This window comes from Listeria tempestatis (genome assembly GCF_963575625.1).
In the GTDB taxonomy this organism is placed as follows: domain Bacteria; phylum Bacillota; class Bacilli; order Lactobacillales; family Listeriaceae; genus Listeria; species Listeria tempestatis.
In genome coordinates, this window is sequence record NZ_CAUYTK010000003.1 from 209,660 (window position 1) to 229,396 (window position 19,737).

Genomic DNA, 19,737 nt, shown 5'->3' on the forward strand with positions numbered 1-19,737 from the left:
ACCTAATAAACATCCGTCTTATATTTTAACACGTATTTTAGTTATTTTCAATGTGAAAGGCTTATTTCTACCCCAATTTCGCGAATAAAAATATAGAAAGCGCTTTAAATATACGGGAAAATGGCAATAAATGAATACAATTAATCAAAACTGGTAACCTACATTTTTGACATTTATGCTTAGAACTACAAATAGAGAATTTAGGATATTCTCACCCTGTATTTGTGATATAATTAACATATAATCGTATTACAGCTTAACAACACTAACAAATAAATGTGCTTGTCAAAAATAGAAAGCATGTGTAGCACGCAGTTATGCAACTTATATGGCATCTGAGTTGCTTACAATTTGTTCGTTAAAAAAGGGCAAGTGCATACAGGAGGCAAAAATGAATAGAGATCGATTTTTCTATATAATAAGTTCTTCAGTAGCTTCAATAATTTTTTTAGTATTGTTATGGAATTTTAAATGGTATGTATCAGGGATTTTTTTAATAACCTATTTTGTAGCGCAAGGACTACTAACATCAGCCAACAAAAAAAGAAAACAAAAAACAGAATAAGTATCATTTTAGTCCACACACGAAAAAGAAAAGAACCAAAAATCAAGCATTCTGGAGCTTTGCCTGGTTTTCGTTTCTTTTCTAATGATGTTTTGGACTATTTTTCCGTAAGAAAGCGGAGTAGTGCTTCAAATAATTGCTCGCTCTCACTGTCCTGACAAATGAAATGACCTGATTCATTTAGTACTAACAGCTCTTTTTCCGATTGAATCGCATCCATCAGAAACTGAACGCTTTGTTCGGCCGGAATGATGTCGTCTTTTGCACCTTGGGCGATAAAGGTCGGGACTTCAATGTGTTCAAAAACAGGTTTGGCGTGTGCCATCATTTTGGCAAGTTGCATTTTTGATTGATTGGGCACATCCGTAAGCTTTTTAAAATAGCGACTTAGCACGGATTCTGGTTTTTCTGCTATTTCAGAAACAAGACTTGGCCAGTCTAAATAGTTGGCGGATGTGCTAAGCAAACCAAGTTTCTTCACTTCTGGATGATGTCTTGTTAGCCAGCCTGCTAGAAGGCCGCCAGAGCCAAAGCCGATGATATACACTTCCTCGTCCTCTTTCAACAACTGCGTAAGAATACTTTCGATGAAAACATGCCAATCTAGGAACGTAGCATTTTTTAAAAAATGAGCTCGGTTTTGACCTGGAAAAGTTGGTGTTAAAACATCCCAGTCCGTATTTTTCTTCAAAAAATCGCTTAACGGCGTAATTTCATCGGGTGTCCCAGTAAAACTATGGATACACAAACTCGCTACCATTCTTGTCAACTCCTGTTTTGTAGTTACCGCATATTACCCTATCATAAGTTTTTCTACAATATCTTTCAAGCCCATTCCGTAAGAACCTTTGACCAGTAACCACTCACTTCCGTCAAGATTCTGAATAACGGCTTTTTGAAGCGCTTCTTTTGTTTGAAAATAATGGATTTTTTCTTGACCAATTTGTTTAGCGGCAGCTTCGCAAAAAACAGCCATCGCTTCTCCGTATGCAAAAACCGCATCAATACTTTCTTGTAAAATGGCGCCTGATTCGCGGTGGAAACGCTCTTTATCATCGCCAAGTTCGAGCATATCAGCCACTAAAATCTTTTTCGCTTTGCCTTCTGAGTCCATGTGCATAAACGTATTTAAGACAGCTTGTAACGCCGTCGGACTCGAATTATATGCATCATTTAAAATCATTGTTCCATTTGGCGCCTGTAGCCATTCTAGGCGGCTTTTTGAACGCTCCATCGTACTAAGCGCTGCCCGAACGTCTTCACTCGAAATCTCAAGCGCTTGTGCCGCCAAAATGACAGCCATCGTATTAAACACGTTATGCTCCCCAATGATGGGCACAAAAATAGGCGTATCAGAAGCCACATTAGTCGTAAACGAAGTGCCATCTTTCTTCGTATCAATTGTGAGCGGATAAATCGTAGCGTTTTTTTCGCGTCCAAATGTTGCCGTCTTAAATCCCTTAGCGCCATCAAGATATTTATCAATTAACGCCTCTTCATTCGGATAAATGAGCATCCCATTTTCCTTCAAACCAGCAGTAATTTCGAGTTTTGCCTTACAAATCTCATCGCGTGAACCTAAATATTCGATGTGCGCCTCCCCGACGTTTGTAATAATTGCAATATCTGGCTCTGCAATAAGGGATAACTTTTCAATTTCACGGCGATGATTCATACCCATTTCCAAAATCGCGACTTCAGTTTCTTCTGGCATCGTTAAGATGGTATAGGGAAGTCCAATGTGATTATTGAAATTTCCTTTTGTCGCATGCACCTTATATTTTGAGCTAAAAATAGCATTTGCAATATCTTTCGTCGTCGTTTTCCCGTTACTACCTGTAATTGCGAGAACAGTCGGCCTCACTTCTGCCAAATATTCTTTAGCCAAATTTTGCAAAGCTGAAAGTGTGTCATCCACAATCATAACCGGGAAGTCTGTCGGCGGGTGCGGAACATCTTTTTGCCAAAAAGCTGCTGCTGCACCTAATTCAATCGCTTGCTTAACAAACGTATGTCCATCACGAGTATCGCCAACAAACGGAATAAACAAGTCCCCTTTTTTAATCTGTCTTGTATCAAAGCAAATGCCTGTAATGAGCGTGTCGCTAAACGCCTCATCATACTGAATAGTAATGAGTTTTGCAATTTGTCCAATCGTTTTTTTCATACTAAATCTCTTCTCCCATAAAAAAGCAGTTTGCAAGAAAGTCAAACTGCTTTGCCTATTTTAATCTTCAAAACTATGTTTCAATTTATTTTTTACGTCATAACGCTCTAACGCCAGTTCTACAAGCTGTTCAATCAATTTATCATAAGCTAAGCCACTCGCCTGCCATAATAACGGGTACATACTAACTGGCGTAAATCCTGGCATCGTATTCACTTCATTTAAATAAATATCCTCATTCTCCGTTACGAAAAAGTCAGCGCGCACAAGACCACTTCCGTCGATACCTAAAAAAGCCTGAACCGCATAATTTTTAAGCTTCCTAAGAACATCTTCCGAAACCTCTGCTGGAATCACAAGCGTCGTATCGTTATCTTGATATTTCGCTTTATAATCATAAAAACTTGAATCTGCACCTTTTGGTAAAATCTCGCCAGGTACGGAACAAACCGGCATATCGTTCCCGAGCACCGCCATTTCGATTTCGCGTGCCACAACACCTTGTTCCACAACAACACGACGATCATATAAAAATGCCTCTTCCATTGCGGTCACAAGTTCTTGTCTGTCCGTTGCCTTGCTAATTCCAACACTTGAACCTAAATTCGCTGGTTTAACAAACATTGGATAAATGAGCGCTTCTTCCATATCTGTTACCATTTCATCTTTATAATTGCGCCAATCAATTTGCCTAACAGCAACTGCTGGAAGTTGCGGGATGCCAGCATCTGCAAATATTTTTTTCATAACAATTTTGTCCATCGCAGACGCCGATGCTAACACGCCGTTCCCAACATAGGGAACATTTAGAACTTCAAGCAAGCCCTGGACCGTACCGTCCTCCCCGTTTGGCCCGTGTAAAAGTGGGAATACAACGAGATTTTCCGTTTCATCAGCAATCGCGGCCGGACTTACCGCATAGCCTGTCGAAAGTTCTCCTTCTTTTTCAGCAAGTTTAAATGCTTCTGCCGGTGCAAAGCGCAATTGTTCGCTAAAGCTGAGTTTATTTGTAATTTCTGGACCGTTAATCCATTCGCCCTCATTCGTTATGTATATCGGAATCGCTTCAAATTTATTTAAATCAAGTGCATTAATGACCGAAAAAGCCGTCTGAATAGATACTTCATGCTCAGCAGATTTCCCGCCGTATAACAATATTAATTTTGTTTTCAAAATAACCCCTCCGAAACTTGGATTTCTGTAGTCTATTTTACCATGTTTTAGACAGATTAAAAGGAATTTCTTCTAAATACAAACGAAAAAGAGGTATATACCTCTTTTTCGTTTGTATTTAGACGCCAGAAGTTAATTTGAGTCCGATAACTCCGGCGATAATCATTGTGATAAAAAGCAATTTTAGTGTGCTTTTGCGTTCTTTGAAGAGAATCATTCCGGCTAGCACACTTCCAACTGCGCCGATTCCAGTCCAAATGGCGTAGCCTGTCCCAATCGGAATCGTTTTTAGTGCTAAGGAAAGAAGAAAAAGGCTTGCTGCCATAAACAGGATTGTTAAAATCGAGTATTTTACATTTTTAAACCCATTAGAGAACTTCATCGTGACAACAAAGGCCATTTCACAAACACCTGCGACAAACAAAAAAAGCCACTCCATGCTAATTCTCCTCCTTCCCATCAACTAATTTCAAGCCAATAATCCCCGAAATCAGCACCATTAGCGAAATAATTTTCCACAACCCCGCTGTTTCGTCTAAAAAGAGCATCCCGATAAGCGCCGTACCCGCGGCACCGATTCCGGTGAAAACCGCATACGCCGTACCAATTGGAATCTCTCGCATCGCTTTTGCAAACAAGTAGAAGCTAATAATAAGAAAAATAATTGTGAGTAGGCTCCATCCTGTCACTGTAAATCCGTGTGATTGTTTAAGACCAAATGCCCAAACGATTTCTGAAAGCCCTGCTAATATTAGATAAAACCAAGCCAATTTATGATCCCCCTTGTGCCATCAATAAACTTAACGTGTCAAACGCTGATGCACGTCTTTTTTCAAATTCCATTTTATTGTATAATTCATGTTCTACGCTCAAACCGTCAATAAAGCAGTAAAACGTATGAATCCATTTCTCTTTTGCTTTTTTCGCCATGTTTAATTCGTTTAAAAAAGTACCCATGATCTCAAAAGTAAGTGCCTCATAACTTTCCGTCTCTTGAATTAAACTCATTTTCAAGCTCGCAGGTGGAAAATAGACGGATCTTTGAAAGAATTTTTTCGTTTCTGGATTCGTTTCAAAATCTGTTGCATCATAAAAAACGGCTTTAAAATAGGCTTCGAGCGACTTGAACTCCTGCCGATTATGCTCTTTGAAACTATTTAATTCCGTTTGAATAACTTCACGGTAAACTGCAATGTAGAGAGCTTCTTTTGATTCGAAATGCGCATAGATGGATGGTGTTTTAATTCCTGCTTCCTTCGCTATTTCAGAAAGCGCCGTCCCGTCGTAACCTTTTTCAGCAAATAAATGTAGCGCCGCCTTTTTTAATTTTTCTTTTGACATTGAAAAGCCTCCTTAACTAACGTTTGTTAGTTTTATACTAACAAAAAATAGATTAAATGTAAAGGTTTAATCTATTTTTCAAGGCATACCCATTCATTTTTCTTTAAATCATAAACTAAATGCGCCACAGTTTCTGAATAAGAAAGTTCTTCACCACTATGTAACATTTCCATCATATCCTCATCAAGACCAAACCCGATTGGAATACGTACTTGCGATCTTGTTTTCTCTGCAGTAGCAAAGGAAATACAAGCCCCTTCTTTAAAGTAATCCGCAAACCGTTTAAGTAGGTCAACAGAAGGAGTGGGAATATATTTTCGCTTGTTTAATGATAAAAATGATTTCTCATTTAAGATTAAAGCGGTCTTTTTCGAAATAACGGTGCTTAAAAGCGCATAAAAGTGGTTCATGTTGCGATAATAAGTTTTATTATAACGACCATCTTTTCGAGTTAAATAAACGAAATTATTTTGTAACTTATAATAAAAAGGTGAACGCAAATGTCTTCCCGTATGAGCGAGATAAAGCATCTCTGCGACTTCTTGGGGTGAAAGTTGATTCACTAAATCAATATCTTCAAAATCAATCCAACAAAGCTCACCAAATTTTTGCCCTTGACTATTTTGCAACTGCTCTAAATCATGTGACTCAAGATAATCAAAAGCCGTATGAGCATTGTATGAAGAGTCTTTCATATGGTGTTTGATTAACAAAATATTTTCAGGCGGAAGTGTGACACCCTGCATAAAATCACAAAAAGTAATGCCACTAGTCACGACGTTGTTAATGACATTGTCCATATGTATATAAATAGATTTTTGTTTAAATGTTTCTTTTTTCATTCACTATTCCTCATTCTATAGCTTTTTTTGAACTATCGCCGTATACAACTATCATACACCATTTTTAGCTAAGTTGTATAACAATAAAATCAAATCTACATCACTATATGATTACAAAACATTTAAAATAGCCATTTCGAATATAAAAATTTAAAAAATCTTAAAAAAAAGCTTTTTAAACCTATGCGGATTAAAAAGCCATTCTTCTAAATTTCTTTAACGCAACCCTAATTTTACATTAGGCATTTGTTTCACTTTTAAAGCTTTCCAAATATCTGTACGCGATTTTGTTTTTTCTACAACAATACCTTTTTGTTCTAACTCTCGAATGATTTTATTAAGTTCTGCATGGCTTTCTCTCATATAAGACCACTCCGTTCCCAAAAATAAGTTTTCATTCATTTCTTTCTCTTTGTATTCTCACTTTACCATAAATATAAACATAAAAATAGCCCTATTTTTTATTTTTATGCAAAATGTATCGCTATTTTTTTAAGAAAGCGATTCAAAAACGAATTTTATATAAATTTCTCTTTTGATTATTAAGTTTTTACTAAAAAAAGATTGGCGTAAAAGCCAATCTTTTAGAGAACTTTATCTAGGAAACTAATTGTCCGCTCGTGCTTAGGTGAATCGAAAATCACTTCTGGCTGTCCTTCTTCCACAATATATCCACCGTCCATGAAGATGACGCGATCACCCACTTCTCGCGCAAAACCCATTTCATGTGTGACAACAAGCATTGTCATACCTTCTTTTGCTAAATCTTTCATGACCGTTAGTACCTCTCCAACCATCTCCGGATCAAGTGCTGAGGTTGGCTCATCAAACAACATAATATCAGGATTCATTGCAAGTGCTCGCGCAATTGCCACACGCTGTTTTTGTCCACCTGATAATTCGCTTGGATAGCTTGATTCTTTATCGGACAAACCAACACGTTTTAATAAGTCACGCCCTAAAGTTTCTGCTTCGCTTTTTGATTTCTTTTTTAATTCAATTGGAGCAAATGTAATATTTTCCAGCACCGTTTTATGCGGGAATAAATTAAAGTGTTGAAAAACCATACCGATATTTTCGCGCACTTTGTTAATATCCGTTTGTTTATCTGTTAAATCAAAATCATCTACGATAATCTTACCACTATTTATTTCCTCTAATTGATTCATACAACGTAAAAATGTACTTTTCCCAGAGCCAGAAGGACCAATAACACAAACAACTTCGCCTTCTGCAACTTCAAGGTCAATTCCTTTTAGTACTTCGTTATTTCCAAAACTCTTTTTTAAAGCTGTTATTTTTAACTTTGTCATTTTGAAAGTCTCCTTTCAAGCACATTAGAAAGTTTGGTGAGAAGCGTGATGACAATGAGATACATAATCGCGACAACTAACCAAATCCCTGATGTTTCAAATGTGCGGGCAATAATAATTTTACCAGATTGTGTAAGCTCAACAATTCCAATGACACTCATAATAGATGTGTCTTTTAAAGTGATGACAAATTGATTGATGAAACTCGGAACCATGACACGTACTGCTTGCGGTAAAATAATTTTCGTCATCGCTTTCCCGTACGGTATGCCGAGCGACCTTGCTGCTTCCATTTGCCCTTTATCGACAGCTAAAATACCACCACGAATAATTTCCGTAATGTAGGCCCCCGCATTCAAGCTTAGTGTCAAGACAGCAGCCAAATTCGGATCCATTTTAAAGCCAAATGCTTGCGGTATTCCAAAATAGATGAAAAACGCAAGGACAATAAGCGGAATCCCTCTGAAAATATCTACATAGATAGTCGCAATGCCTCGGAGAAACTTGTTACGACTTACTTTTAAGAATCCAAATAGAAGTCCTAGAAGTGCTGCAAAGAATAATGAAATGAAAGTTAATTTAATCGTATTCCAAAGTCCAAGCAGTAAAGCTGGCATGCTAGCCATTAGTGTGTCCCAAAATGAATCTTTTTCAACATCAGAACCGATGTACGTATCTAAAATATCATCATATGTTCCGTTTGCACGAATGTTCGTTAAACCTTGATTAAATTTCTCAAGCAATTCGGCGTTTTGACCTTTCTTTACAGCAAAGCCATACTGAGCGCCGCTTTCTTTGTCAGTTACGATTTTTAAACCATTTCCAATTTTAACACCGTAGGCAAGTACGGGGTAATCATCAAACGCAGCAGCTGAATTTCCAGTTTTAACGTCCTCGTACATACTTGCTGAATCATCAAATGGTACAAGCGTGTAGCCATACTTGTCTTTATTTTTTTCTGCAAAAGCATAGCCTTCTGTACCTGTCTTAACAGCCACTTTCTGCCCTTTTAAATCTTTGTATGATGTGATGTCATCATTGTCTTTTTTAATTGCCATGACAACGCCAGAATCAAAATACGGAGCGGAGAAGTCAAATTTTTGCTTACGTTCGTCAGTAATGCTCATACCAGCAATGACACCGTCCACTTGATTTCCTTCAAGCGCTTGAACGGCTGCATTAAAGCCCATTGGTTTTACAGTATATGTAAAACCTTGGTCTTTTGCGATGGCCTTTAGAATATCCATATCGATTCCGATAAGTTCACCTTTTTTGTTTTGGAACTCAAATGGCGCAAAAGTCTCATCTGTCGCAATTTCATAATCAACATTTGCAGCATGCGCCGGTGTTAGAAAACCGCTAAACACAAATGCAAATACGAATAGAATAGGTAATAAAAATTTAATTCGTTTCATTGTATCCTCCCTTATGTAACAAATAACTGTTGGAAGCTTTAAGCTAAGTTGAAAAACTTTTCACTTTTAGAATTTTACCATAAGGGAACGTTATTGACCATAATTATTTATGATAAGTTTTTGTATATAACAACATGATGTCAGGTATTAAATCTTCTTTTTTTACACCTAAAACCTAGATATTTAAATCATTATATTCATGCATACAAAAAAGTTGCACCTCACATCACGAGGTGCAACTTTCTAAAAAACTATACTTCAGCAACAACTTCAATTTCAACGAGCGCATCTAGCGGAAGTGCTGCTACTTGAAAAGCACTCCTAGCAGGGAATACGCCTGTAAAATAAGTCGCATAAATTTCATTTACTTGTTGAAAATCTTGTAGGTCTTTCAGAAATACAGTGACTTTGACAGCCTTGTCTAAGCTTGAACCAGCTTCTTCTAACACATTTTTAAGATTCTGAAAAACTTGTTTTGTTTGACTTTCAATATCTTCTCTTAAATTCCCCGTTGATGGATCTACTCCAATTTGACCTGACGTAAAGATGAAACCATTTGTTTTCACAGCATGTGAATAAGGTCCAATTGCTTTAGGCGCTTTCTCACTATGTACTTTTTCTTTCATAAAATCTCCCCCCATTTTTTGTATTTCTACTATCTTAATCGAATTATGACTATTTTTCAATCAATCAAGTTAAATGGTCGAGAGTAATGATTGTTTCTCAAGCTGAAGCTGATAAAGCTGACGTCCGATTTGGTCTTCTTCTGCCAATAATTGTTCGTGACAAGTTATAATGCATCGCTTAATTTGTTGTTCTAAATTTTGTAAGCTTTGCTCCCGTAATTCGTGAATTACCTTTTTCAATTCATTTATTTCTGTATCTTCTTCCATTTCTTTACTTAAATGTGCGTTAAAATCATTTGGGTTTTTTAACAGCAAATTTAATTTTTCTTGTTCCGTTCTGATGTGCAGTAAAGCTTTTTTAAGTTGTATTTCCTTGTCTTGTAATTTAGCTATTTTTTCTCTATGCACAAATCCAACCTCCTATGTTTGCTCATTCACTCTTCTAGTCTATCACGAAAACTTCAGAAAATCTGTGACATTTTCATGAACGTTTGTACTCAGGAGGAGTATGAATTATACACTTTTCCTAATGACACATAACAAATAGGCACTAGGACTTTTAAAAACCCTAGTGCCTATTTTTACGTAAGACGTTTTGTGTTGCATAAATTCCCAAGTTCCTCTACAAGCAAATTATTTACTTAATTTATTCGATATAAACTTGATAATTTCCATCAAAACAACTGAAAGAATTGCTAATCCCGCTGCAATTCCCCACTCATTCCAACCAAAACTTACAGGAATAGAGAAAATTTCACGTGCGCCAGGTAATACCGTAATCACATAGAGAACAAAACAAGTTAAAACCGCGAGCAAAACATATTTATTGCTGAAAAATCCCGCCCCGAAAGCAGTCTGTGTATTTGATCGTGCAGCAAACGTTTGAAGTGTCCTTGCTAAAATTAAGGTTGTAAAAGCCATAGCGACACTCATTTCAGGGCTATCTTGAAGTCCGATAAATTGCGAAAGAATGACAGCTAGCCCAATTAGTGTCCCCCTTGTAACAACAGCACGCATTGTGCCGCCTGCAAAAATACCTTCATCAATATTACGAGGTTTCCGCTTCATCACATCAGGCTCAGGTTTTTCCATTCCAAGCGCAATCGCTGGAAGAGAATCATTGACCAAATTGATAAACAAGAGCTGCAGTGCCGTAAATGGATTAATCCAGTCGACAATAAGTGCAAATAAAATGGCAATGATTGCCCCTAGATTCCCCGCAAATAAGTAGCCAATTGCTTTTTTAATGTTGTCAAAAACAGTTCGCCCAACGCTTACCGCATCGACAATCGAAACAAAATTGTCATCCGTTAAAATCATCGCCGAAGCATCTTTTGCAACATCCGTACCGCTTCCCATGGCAACACCAATATCAGCTTGTTTTAATGCTGGGGCATCATTGACACCATCACCAGTCATGGCAGTAATTTTATTTTTCTTTTGCCAAGCTTTTACAATACGGATTTTATTTTCAGGAGAAACTCGTGCATAGACCGCAATATGCTCTAGTTTCCCGTCCAATTCTTCCTCGCTCATCGCATCAAGTTCTTGCCCCGTAACAGCAAAATCAGATTCATCCATTAAACCAATATCTCGTCCAATTGCTTGTGCAGTCGTCTTATGGTCACCTGTTATCATGACCGTTCGGATACCAGCTTTTTTCGCCTCTTCAATCGAGCCATAAACAGCTTCGCGTGGCGGATCAATCATTGCAGTTAAACCGACTAATACAATATCATGTTCATCTTCAAGCGAAATGTCTACTTGCTCGGGGGCTAAACGTTTATAGCCATACGCTAGGACGCGCAGAGCTTGATTAGAAAATTCCTCATTAACCCTTTGTAGCTCAGTCAACATTTCATCTGTGATTTCAACTTCTTCTCCGTCTTTAAACACATATTTCGCCCGATTGAACATCACATCAGGGCCACCCTTTGTAAGCATGGCTTTATTCCCGAGAAACGTGTGCACCGTCGACATTAATTTCCGGTCCGAATCAAACGGAATCTCTCCTTCACGAATAAAGGCTTCGCGGATTTCATTGTAATTTTTATTTTTCTTATTGCTAAACGCAATTAAAGCGACTTCTGTCGGATCGCCTAATTCCATCCCCTCTTCATTAATATTAGAGTCATTACATAAAACGGCGATGTGAATGAGGCGGCGCTCCCCTTCCGTCCAGTTTTCAGGAGTATCAGGGAAGTTTTCCTTTGTACCATCTGGCAAATAATAATCAACGACGGTCATTTTATTTTGCGTCAGCGTCCCTGTTTTATCTGTACAAATGACACTTGTCGAGCCTAATGTCTCAACTGCAGGGAGCTTACGAATAATTGCATGTTGCTTCGCCATCTTATTTGTTCCAACTGCCAGTACAATCGTAACAATCGAAGAAAGTGCTTCAGGAATGGCAGCAACCGCAACGGCAACCGCAAACATAAAGGCATTTAAAATCGCTTCAGTTAAAAGAACACCATCGCTCCCGCCTAAAAAGACACGAGAAGCCTCGACTGCAAAGATCAGAATACAAAGCGCTAAAATCGCAAAACCTAGCTTTTTACTAAAACTTTCTAATTTTTGTTGAAGTGGTGTTTGTTTGGCTTCAGCCGTTTCTAGTAATCCGGCAATTTTACCGATTTCTGTTTGACTAGCTGTTCCTGTCACTACAAATACGCCACGACCATATGTAACGAGTGAACCACTAAAAACCATATTTATACGGTCCCCTAAGCCTACTTCTTCCGGAATGACAGCAACTGATTTTTCAACCGTTTCCGATTCACCAGTTAGCATGCCCTCATCCACTTTTAAAGTGCCACTTTCAAGTAACCTACCATCTGCAGGCACAAAATCTCCTGCATCCAGTAAAACAATGTCCCCGGGAACTAATTCATTTGCGTGGATTGTCTGCTTTTCGTTATCACGAATGACTTTTGCCGAAGGGGCAGACATTTCACGAAGCGCATCAAGCGAGCTTTCTGCTTTCCGAGTTTGTACAACGCTAATAATGGAGTTGACGATTAACACAATAAAAATAATAATCGATTCCATAATTTCGCCTAAAACAAGTTGTACGAGTGCAGCAGCAACTAACACGATGACCATTGGATCTTTAAATGTTTCTAAAAAAAGTTTCCAAAGTGGGTCTTTTTCTTTTTGTTTTAATTCATTCATTCCATATTTCGCTCGACGTTCTAATACGGAAGAGTTTGTTAAACCTTTATCTGTTGCCTCTAGCGATTTTAATGTTGTTTCCGTTGTTTCTTGGTAAAATTTCACAGGTGAAAACAGCTCCTTCCAAAATAGCAATACTCATTTATTATAACAGTTTGATAAGTAAACTTTCTTACCATTTACAAAATCTTAACATTATTTACCCGAAATCTGAGGTTTTAAAGCTTGTAAAAATAGCTAGCAAACAAATTATGATGAACTAGCGAATTGATGAAGTATTTGCTAAACTGTTAAAGAAGCAAATTTTCATCGCTAAATTAACTCACCTATACAAAAGAAACTAGTTTTATAATATACATAGAAAGAAGCGGTTTAAATGTCCTTTATTCTCATCTTACTACCCGTTTTCGGAATTTTTGCAATCGGCTTTATCGGTCAAAAACTACTCCACTTTGATATTCCAAACCTATCTAAATTAACCCTTTATTTAATGTCTCCATTTCTAGCCTTAGGTACCTTTTATAAAAATCCGCTTACGATGGACTATGCTTATTTAGCGGTTTATATTTTTGTACTTTGCCTCGTTTTAGTTCTTATTGTTAGCATTCTTTCAAAAATAATGGGCTATTCAGTTCGTGACCGTTGCGCACTCATTTTAGCAAGTGCCTTTATGAATAATGGCAACTACGGTACACCTGTTGTGCTACTCGTTTTTGGTGCCAGCGGTTTAAACATTGCCGTTATTTTAATGGTCTTGCAGCAACTTGCCATGAGTACAATTGGGATTTATTATGCGGCGAAAGGAAGTTCTGACTTAATTGATTATAAAATCGTGCTAAAGCGAGTTGTGCGAATGCCAATTGCGTACGGAGCGCTCATTGGTCTATTTCTACAACTTTTTTCGATTAAGCTTCCAGATCCCCTTTTAACTTGTATCGATTTAGTAGGTAATGCGGCCATTCCAACCATTATGATTGTACTTGGAATGCAACTTGCGGTTATTTCATTTCGCCAAATTGAGCTATTAAAAGTTAGTTTTGCGCTTGTTCTCCGTCTGCTACTCTCGCCAATTATCGCATTTTTACTTACCTTATTTTTACCGGTTGACCAAATGACAAAGCAAATTATGATTTTACTTGCGGCAATGCCTACAGCTGCAAATACAACGCTTATGGCTGTACAATTTGATACGAAACCTGATTTAGTTTCAAGCGCCACATTTATTAGTACCGCACTCAGCATTATCACACTTCCAATTGTTTTAGCACTTATTCACCTTACCTTTTAATTTTTCAATATCTGTGTACTCTTTTACACATTAAAGCTAGAAACGTGTGTAAAGGAAAACTAAGTTGTTAGCGCTTTCATTATTGGCATGAAAATTGCATACTATTCAAACGTCTAGAATTCAATTTGCAAAAAAGGGAGGAAGATTTATTAGCGAATTCTGGCAAGCAAGAAAGTCACAAGTTTCTCAGTCAAGATTCTATAAAAATAAAAATCGGGGTGAGAGTTTTGAAGAAGATGAAAAAGAAAATTTTTAGTATGTTTTCGATTGCAGCTCTAGTACTATCAGGATTTGCGATCACACAAGTTTCTTTACCTGCAAAAAGCGTTCAAGCAGCGACAACGGAAACGCCTAAGTATCGCAATGTTATGTACTACGGGGACTGGTCAATTTGGGGAGGAGAAGGCAATTTCTATCCAAAAGATATTCCAGCTGATCAATTGACACATTTAAACTTTGCTTTTCTTGATTTTGATAGTGACGGGAATTTGAAATTCACAGACACAGATGCAGCAGTTGGTGCCCCTGTTGGACAGGAAGGTGTCCAGTGGAATAGTGCTAACTCAGGAATTTTAAATGCTATCCAAGATCTTCGAGCAAAAAATCCAAACTTAAAAATTGGAGTTTCTATTGGAGGTTGGTCGAAATCAGGCGATTTTTCTGAAGTTGCGGCCGATCCTGTTAAACGGGCTAATTTTGTAAAAAACATTACCAAATTCATCAAGTATACGAACATGGACTTTGTTGACTTAGATTGGGAATATCCAGCTTCTGTTCGTCAAGCGGATTTAGTTGATAATAAAAATGATGAGGGTACGCCAAAAGCAACTGCAGCTGATAAGCAAAACTTCATTACTTTACTTAGTGACATCCGCACGGCAATTGATAAACAAGGTAGTGACTTAAATAAAAAATATGAACTATCGGTAGCACTGCCTGCCTCGCAATCAACGCTACAAAATGGAATTGATACGGCAAAACTGTTCCAAATCGTCGACTTTGCAAATATCATGACTTATGATATGAACGGAGCTTGGACACCAAACAGTGCCCATCAAACAGCTCTTTACGGAAATCCTGCTGATCCAAATTACAATAGTGGACTTTCAGTAGATCAAACGGTCACTTATTTGAAAGGACAAGGTGCTCCGTCAGAGAAAATTGTTATTGGTGCGGCTTTCTACACGCGCGGCTGGAACAAAGTAGCCGAAGGCAACAACCCGCTTCAACCAGGGCTTTTCCAACCAGCTGAAAAAAATAATAAAGATGCAGATCAATCACCTACTTACGGAGCGCCTAACGCGAGTCCATTAACAGTCGGTGACGGCGGACGCGCTGGTGGCGTTTGGCCTTACCGTTCGATTGATCAATTAAAAGCGAAATCTGCTGGCTTAACAGAATACTGGGATGACGTGGCAAAAGCGCCTTACATGTACAACAAAACAACTGGCGAGTTCTACACTTACGATAATGTCCGTTCTATTGGCTATAAAACGGATTATGTGAAAGAAAAAGGGCTCGGTGGTGTCATTTCTTGGTCTCAATCACAAGATAAAGCAACGACTTCTACAAAGCGCGACGAACTTACTAAAGCTATTAAAACAGGCTTATTCGGAAGCACTACTCTTCCATCTAGTCAAACTGTATATTCAGATTTAGATTTAGCAGTTACTGTAACACCTTATAACGAAAACGGGGTTGGTTATGAGATTACAGTAAAAAATAATGAAACCGTCGATGAGACAAACGCTGTTTTGAAATCTGTTGAATTTGCACAAGAAACGGTGAAACTACCGAAATTTTATATCCCGGTAAATGCGAGTGAAACGCTAACTGCTGGTGACTATAAAGCTGGGACTGTTCAAACGGGAAACGGTTATGTAACGGTAGATTTAGCATCTGTTTATGATGGGCAACAACTTCCTCAAGGGGCATCTTATACGTTCCGCTTGAAATCAAGTGCTTCTTCTGTGGATGTAAATCGTATTTCACGTATTGATTTAACACAGCGCATATCAAAAACAGGGGCAGAGTTAAATCAACAAACGGTATTTGGTGGCGGAGCTGTCATTCCAGATCCATCAGACACAACACCACCAACAGCACCAACAAACTTAGTCGCTTCAAATGTAACAAACAACTCTCTAACGATAACGTTTGCACCTTCTACAGATAATGTAAAAGTGGCTGGTTACCAAATTTTCAGAAACGATGTATTAGTTGGCACTACAGGCACAACTAGTTTTCTTGATAGTAATCTTCAAGCTGACACAACATATTCTTACAAAGTAAAAGCTTACGATTCTGCTGGAAATGTTTCTAATTTTAGTACAGCTCTTTCAGTAAAAACGAGTGCTTCAACCACACCACCTGTATCAAATGCTTGGGACGCAAATAAAGTATATAATACAGGGGATATTGTCACCTATGAAGGACATTCTTACAAAGCAAAATGGTGGACACAAGGTAATGTTCCAGGAGCCGAAGAATGGGGACCTTGGGAATTACTAAATTAATAAGCTAAACATTAAAAGAAGCAACTTATAACGGGGAGTTGCTTCTTTTTTATTTACAACAGCTATCTCTTAGGGCACTTCAATTGACGTAAAAATATAACTCCCCTAAGATGAAGATGTGGAGGTGGTAAAATGGATTTTTGGAATTTTTCTAAAGTTGCGAGCTATGCTTTTGCCAATGTATCTGTAGTCGTATTTGCTTATTTTTTACTTGCGCGCCTTATGAAATTCCAATTTGAGAGTACGCCAACATGGTCTATCCGCATTATTTCTAGCCTTTTCGGAGGAATTTTTGGCTTTATTCTCATGAATTTTTCCATCGTCGTAGAAGGCTCCAGAACGCTAAACTTAATTTGGGTGCTTATTTTGCTAAACGCCTATTATTTCGGCGGTGTATCCTCTTTTTTAACAGCTACCTTCATTGCTTTTGAACGTCTCCTCTTTGGGGAAAGCGAGATTGCTACAATCTTCATGTTCGTTTACCTTGCCATAGGTATCGCTCAACTAATTGTAGCCCCTTACATACGAAAAAAGAGCAATTTGGTACAGCTTTATGTTATTTTCTCGATCACAATCATTCCTTTAATTATCAGTGGGTTACTAATTGCGCCACAAATTAGTTTTCAAGTAATTATTGAAATTATGATTTATATTTTACTCGGTGTTTTTACATATTTCTATATTGTCACGGATCTTACAACGCTCGGCAAGAAAATGAATTTTTTTGAACGCACGTCAAAAATTGATTTTTTAACGAAAATTGAGAACCGTTACATGTTTACAACGAAACTAGAAAGCCTTTTGGGGCACGAAAAATTCTATTTATTTTTGCTTGATATTAATCACTTTAAGAAAATTAATGATGTGTATGGTCATGATATTGGCGACTTAGCATTAAAACTATTCGCGGAGAAGCTTTACGAACTTTATCCCGGGCATTGCTACCGACTCGGTGGTGATGAATTTGCGATAATCGTCGTAAGTCGTTCTCCGTTTAACCCTGACAGCGCATCAAGACTGCTAAAAAAAGAGATGGCTACCATTCAAGTTGAGCTGCCCAATGAGGAGTTTATTCATTTTTCAACTTCTGTTGGGTATGTGAATTCTTATGAGGCTAATTCTGAGGAAAAACTTTACCGCCTGGCAGATAAAGCTTTATATGAAGACAAAGCGAATAAATTTTGATATATACCAATCAAATCCAATTCATTGATATAAATTGCATTTAAAGATATAATGACAACATTATTATATATACCAATTTTTTGGAGGTTGATGTTTTTGGAAACGGCTAATTTAAAATATTTACATTTACTCGCAAAAAGCTATCCGACCATTGCAAAAACTGCCACAGAAATCATTAATTTAGAAGCCATTTTGAATTTACCGAAAGGGACTGAGCATTTTTTAAGTGATATTCACGGGGAATATAGCGCGTTCTTACAGGTGTTACGAAATGGTTCAGGGGTCATCAAACGAAAAATCCACGATGTATTTCCTGATCTTTCAGAGGAGGAAACTGGACGGCTTGCGACTCTTGTTTATTACCCTGAACAGAAATTAGATTTGCTTTTAGCAGAAGAGGAAAACCCTAATTTTTTCTACAAAGAGACGCTCTTTAAGTTAATTGAACTGTGTCAATATGTGTCTTCCAAGTACACTCGGTCGAAAGTGCGAAAAGCCATGCCTGCTGATTTTGCTTACATATTAGAAGAATTGTTGCATGAAAATTATGACGGGGCTGATAAGGAGCTTTATTATGCGGAAATCATTCAAAGTATAATTGCGCTAGACCGGGCGAAGGATTTTATTCAAGCACTCTCTAAACTCATTCAGCGCCTTGTTGTAGATCACTTGCATGTAGTGGGTGATGTTTATGACCGCGGACCTTATCCGGATAAAATTTTGGATGCACTCATGGATTATCATTCGCTTGATTTCCAGTGGGGCAATCATGATGTACTTTGGATGGGGGCGGCATCTGGTTCAGAGGTTTGCTTGGCTAACGTGGTTAGGATTTCAGCGCGTTACTTAAATTTAGATATTTTAGAGGATAGTTACGGGATTTCGCTTCGTCCGCTCGCTTTATTTGCTGATGAGATGTATGGTGATGATCCTTGCACGGCATTTCAACCTAAAAATGAGGATGGAAATGAATTCAGTCATGCTGAAATTGCACAAATTGCTAGGATGCATAAGGCCATTTCCATCATTCAGTTCAAACTTGAAGGACCGATTATCGCACGGCATCCTGAGTTTGCAATGGAATCTAGGCGAATTTTGGAGTTGATTGATTTTGACAGTGGGACTGTTCGCTTAAAAGGTAAGGAATATCCCCTTTTAGACAGCCATTTTCCGACAATTGATGTGAAAAATCCGTATTCACTAACGGAAGCGGAGCAAGATGTTATTCGGAAGCTTACTAGTTCGTTTCGTAACTGCGAACGTTTAGCGGCGCACGTGCAGTTTTTATATGCGAAGGGCAGCATGTTTTTAACCTATAATGGCAACCTGCTCTATCACGGCTGTATTCCACTTGAAAAAGATGGGAGCTTTATGGCCCTCACTCTTAAGGGAAAAAAATACGCCGGAAAAGACTTGTTCGTCCAATTTGAACATTTAGCGCGTGAAGCTTACTTCCTCCCTTTTCATCATAAAGAAAAAGAATATGCGTTAGATGTGGTTTGGTATTTATGGACTGGGGCGGCTTCTTCTTTGTTTGGCAAAAGTGAAATGACAACATTTGAACGTTATTTTGTAGCGGATAAAAATACACATCTAGAGGAAAAAAATCCCTATTATAAAAAGCGCGATGACGAAGCAATTTGTAAACAAATTTTGCATGAATTTGGGCTTGACGCTGAATCAGGACACATTATTAACGGGCATACACCTGTTAAAGAAGGGCGTGGTGAGAGCCCGATTAAAGGAAACGGGAAAATGCTCGTCATTGATGGCGGGTTTTCAAAAGCTTATCATAAAACAACGGGACTAGCAGGTTACACACTTTTATATAATAGCTACGGCTTACAACTGGTGCGCCATCAGCCATTTACAACGACAGAAGATGCCATTCGAAAAGAAACAGATATTTTATCCACCCGCAAAGTTATTGAAACGGAGACGAAGCGAAAACGTGTTTCAGATACAGATATTGGAAAAGAATTAAAACAACAAGCGGCTGATTTAAAATATCTTTTAGAAGCCTATCGTAAAGGCCATTTACACGAACAAAGCACTTTTTAAATTTTGTCATAAAACTTTCACAATTTCAGAAACCTAATACTATCAATGCTTTGCAGACTTTCGTGCTGTAA

General features: G+C 37.9%; 17 protein-coding genes. 4 read left to right on the forward strand and 13 right to left on the reverse strand.

Translation table 11 applies throughout. The features are described 5' to 3' along the window. Window positions 1–662: 662 nt before the first annotated feature. From R8923_RS05950 to R8923_RS06010, 13 genes are all read right to left on the reverse strand, one after another. Entirely contained in the window at window positions 663–1,325 is a 663-nt protein-coding gene (locus tag R8923_RS05950; protein ID WP_485871842.1) for an alpha/beta hydrolase, read from the reverse strand. Window positions 1,326–1,358: 33 nt separating this feature from the next. Beyond that, the gene (locus R8923_RS05955; RefSeq protein WP_485871843.1) at window positions 1,359–2,732 is read right to left on the reverse strand and encodes a UDP-N-acetylmuramoyl-tripeptide--D-alanyl-D-alanine ligase; all 1,374 of its coding nucleotides are present in this window, start codon (window positions 2,730–2,732) and stop codon (window positions 1,359–1,361) included. Between the two features lie 60 nt (window positions 2,733–2,792). After that, window positions 2,793–3,905: a D-alanine--D-alanine ligase gene (locus tag R8923_RS05960; RefSeq protein ID WP_485871844.1), complete on the reverse strand. Its 1,113-nt coding sequence runs from the start codon at window positions 3,903–3,905 to the stop codon at window positions 2,793–2,795. Between the two features lie 118 nt (window positions 3,906–4,023). Continuing rightward, a complete protein-coding gene (locus R8923_RS05965; RefSeq protein WP_485871845.1) occupies window positions 4,024–4,344 on the reverse strand; it encodes a DMT family transporter in 321 nt (106 codons plus the stop codon). Window position 4,345: 1 nt separating this feature from the next. Then, window positions 4,346–4,675 carry a DMT family transporter gene (locus tag R8923_RS05970; RefSeq protein ID WP_485871846.1) on the reverse strand — a complete coding sequence of 110 codons (330 nt, stop codon included), beginning with the start codon at window positions 4,673–4,675 and terminating at the stop codon, window positions 4,346–4,348. Between the two features lies 1 nt (window position 4,676). Then, window positions 4,677–5,246: a TetR/AcrR family transcriptional regulator gene (locus R8923_RS05975; RefSeq protein WP_485871847.1), complete on the reverse strand. Its 570-nt coding sequence runs from the start codon at window positions 5,244–5,246 to the stop codon at window positions 4,677–4,679. A gap of 71 nt (window positions 5,247–5,317) precedes the next feature. Then, window positions 5,318–6,088 carry a hypothetical protein gene (locus tag R8923_RS05980; RefSeq protein WP_485871848.1) on the reverse strand — a complete coding sequence of 257 codons (771 nt, stop codon included), beginning with the start codon at window positions 6,086–6,088 and terminating at the stop codon, window positions 5,318–5,320. A gap of 216 nt (window positions 6,089–6,304) precedes the next feature. Next, window positions 6,305–6,451 carry an Lmo0850 family protein gene (locus tag R8923_RS05985; RefSeq protein ID WP_485871849.1) on the reverse strand — a complete coding sequence of 49 codons (147 nt, stop codon included), beginning with the start codon at window positions 6,449–6,451 and terminating at the stop codon, window positions 6,305–6,307. 221 nt (window positions 6,452–6,672) lie between these two features. Beyond that, window positions 6,673–7,401, reverse strand: coding sequence for an amino acid ABC transporter ATP-binding protein (locus tag R8923_RS05990; protein ID WP_485871850.1), 729 nt, complete (start codon window positions 7,399–7,401; stop codon window positions 6,673–6,675). Continuing rightward, entirely contained in the window at window positions 7,398–8,816 is a 1,419-nt protein-coding gene (locus tag R8923_RS05995; protein ID WP_485871851.1) for an amino acid ABC transporter substrate-binding protein/permease, read from the reverse strand. The genes R8923_RS05990 and R8923_RS05995 overlap by 4 nt, the downstream gene beginning before the upstream one ends. A 251-nt stretch (window positions 8,817–9,067) precedes the next feature. Beyond that, the gene (locus R8923_RS06000) at window positions 9,068–9,442 is read right to left on the reverse strand and encodes a RidA family protein (RefSeq protein WP_485871852.1); all 375 of its coding nucleotides are present in this window, start codon (window positions 9,440–9,442) and stop codon (window positions 9,068–9,070) included. A gap of 69 nt (window positions 9,443–9,511) precedes the next feature. Beyond that, complete coding sequence (locus tag R8923_RS06005) at window positions 9,512–9,850, reverse strand: hypothetical protein (protein ID WP_485871853.1); 339 nt, start codon at window positions 9,848–9,850, stop codon at window positions 9,512–9,514. A 225-nt stretch (window positions 9,851–10,075) separates the two neighbouring features. Then, window positions 10,076–12,721 carry a cation-translocating P-type ATPase gene (locus R8923_RS06010; RefSeq protein WP_485871854.1) on the reverse strand — a complete coding sequence of 882 codons (2,646 nt, stop codon included), beginning with the start codon at window positions 12,719–12,721 and terminating at the stop codon, window positions 10,076–10,078. 271 nt (window positions 12,722–12,992) lie between these two features. On the opposite strand from R8923_RS06010, the gene R8923_RS06015 reads away from it, so the two are divergent. The 4 genes from R8923_RS06015 to R8923_RS06030 all read left to right on the forward strand — a co-directional run bounded on the left by R8923_RS06015 (window position 12,993) and on the right by R8923_RS06030 (window position 19,666). Further along, window positions 12,993–13,904: an AEC family transporter gene (locus tag R8923_RS06015; protein WP_485871855.1), complete on the forward strand. Its 912-nt coding sequence runs from the start codon at window positions 12,993–12,995 to the stop codon at window positions 13,902–13,904. A gap of 236 nt (window positions 13,905–14,140) precedes the next feature. Then, window positions 14,141–16,420 carry a glycosyl hydrolase family 18 protein gene (locus R8923_RS06020; RefSeq protein WP_485871972.1) on the forward strand — a complete coding sequence of 760 codons (2,280 nt, stop codon included), beginning with the start codon at window positions 14,141–14,143 and terminating at the stop codon, window positions 16,418–16,420. Between the two features lie 132 nt (window positions 16,421–16,552). Then, a complete protein-coding gene (locus R8923_RS06025) occupies window positions 16,553–17,605 on the forward strand; it encodes a GGDEF domain-containing protein (protein ID WP_485871856.1) in 1,053 nt (350 codons plus the stop codon). Window positions 17,606–17,701: 96 nt separating this feature from the next. After that, complete coding sequence (locus R8923_RS06030; RefSeq protein WP_485871857.1) at window positions 17,702–19,666, forward strand: fructose-1,6-bisphosphatase; 1,965 nt, start codon at window positions 17,702–17,704, stop codon at window positions 19,664–19,666. Window positions 19,667–19,737 lie beyond the last annotated feature (71 nt).

Bases quoted from the DNA above. Each gene is read 5' to 3' on its own strand.
- R8923_RS05985 (WP_485871849.1), bottom strand. From the start codon at position 6,451: ATGAGAGAAAGCCATGCAGAACTTAATAAAATCATTCGAGAGTTAGAA.
- R8923_RS05965 (WP_485871845.1), bottom strand. From the start codon at position 4,344: ATGGAGTGGCTTTTTTTGTTTGTCGCAGGTGTTTGTGAAATGGCCTTT.
- R8923_RS05980 (WP_485871848.1), bottom strand. From the start codon at position 6,088: ATGAAAAAAGAAACATTTAAACAAAAATCTATTTATATACATATGGAC.
- R8923_RS06025 (WP_485871856.1), top strand. From the start codon at position 16,553: ATGGATTTTTGGAATTTTTCTAAAGTTGCGAGCTATGCTTTTGCCAAT.
- R8923_RS05990 (WP_485871850.1), bottom strand. From the start codon at position 7,401: ATGACAAAGTTAAAAATAACAGCTTTAAAAAAGAGTTTTGGAAATAAC.
- R8923_RS06020 (WP_485871972.1), top strand. From the start codon at position 14,141: ATGAAAAAGAAAATTTTTAGTATGTTTTCGATTGCAGCTCTAGTACTA.
- R8923_RS05950 (WP_485871842.1), bottom strand. From the start codon at position 1,325: ATGGTAGCGAGTTTGTGTATCCATAGTTTTACTGGGACACCCGATGAA.
- R8923_RS06015 (WP_485871855.1), top strand. From the start codon at position 12,993: ATGTCCTTTATTCTCATCTTACTACCCGTTTTCGGAATTTTTGCAATC.
- R8923_RS05975 (WP_485871847.1), bottom strand. From the start codon at position 5,246: ATGTCAAAAGAAAAATTAAAAAAGGCGGCGCTACATTTATTTGCTGAA.
- R8923_RS05955 (WP_485871843.1), bottom strand. From the start codon at position 2,732: ATGAAAAAAACGATTGGACAAATTGCAAAACTCATTACTATTCAGTAT.
- R8923_RS05995 (WP_485871851.1), bottom strand. From the start codon at position 8,816: ATGAAACGAATTAAATTTTTATTACCTATTCTATTCGTATTTGCATTT.
- R8923_RS06000 (WP_485871852.1), bottom strand. From the start codon at position 9,442: ATGAAAGAAAAAGTACATAGTGAGAAAGCGCCTAAAGCAATTGGACCT.